Below are 669 nucleotides of genomic sequence, written 5' to 3' on the forward strand. Positions count from 1 at the left end.
ACAGGTTCATATCACCTCGCCGACGCTTTTCGCAGATTAGCACGTCCTTCATCGCCTCTGACTGCCTAGGCATCCACCGTGTACGCTTAGTCGCTTAACCTCACAACCCGAAAGTGTCTCGGGTATGAGTTTTGAGAGACTCGAACAACACATGAATTCTCATCCATATGCCGTCGTTTCAATTTTCAGCTTGTTCCAGATTGTTAAAGAGCATGATACTTCGCAACACACTGTTCCCAGTATGCTCTGAAGTCATCATCGAGAATGGTGGAGCTATGCGGGATCGAACCGCAGACCTCCTGCGTGCAAAGCAGGCGCTCTCCCAGCTGAGCTATAGCCCCAAATATGCATCAACCTTGTCAACCCGCTTAGCCGCCAAAACACCCGACATACCCGCCGCCCTGCTCACGCATCGACAGTACCGTATCGGAGATTTCTAGGATAAGTAGAGTTGGTAGGCCTGAGTGGACTTGAACCACCGACCTCACCCTTATCAGGGGTGCGCTCTAACCACCTGAGCTACAAGCCTATAAGGTTTTCTTGCTCGTTTATTTCATCAGACAATCTGTGTGAGCACTGCGCATCGCGCTTCAGTTCTGGTAAGGAGGTGATCCAACCGCAGGTTCCCCTACGGTTACCTTGTTACGACTTCACCCCAGTCATGAATCA

Annotated in this window: 2 tRNA genes and 2 rRNA genes; all 4 read right to left on the bottom strand. The window is 50.8% G+C overall.

Annotated features, from left to right (window positions below):
- Nucleotides 1-100 (bottom strand): 23S ribosomal RNA (locus tag HEP82_RS19815); the annotation flags it as partial.
- A gap of 165 nt (nt 101-265) precedes the next feature.
- Nucleotides 266-341, bottom strand: a tRNA-Ala gene (locus tag HEP82_RS19820).
- 111 nt (nt 342-452) lie between these two features.
- A tRNA-Ile gene (locus HEP82_RS19825) sits at nt 453-529 on the bottom strand.
- Between the two features lie 71 nt (nt 530-600).
- Nucleotides 601-669 (bottom strand): 16S ribosomal RNA (locus tag HEP82_RS19830); the annotation flags it as partial.

This window comes from Musicola keenii (assembly GCF_014855505.1).
GTDB classification, from domain to species: Bacteria; Pseudomonadota; Gammaproteobacteria; order Enterobacterales; family Enterobacteriaceae; genus Musicola; species Musicola paradisiaca.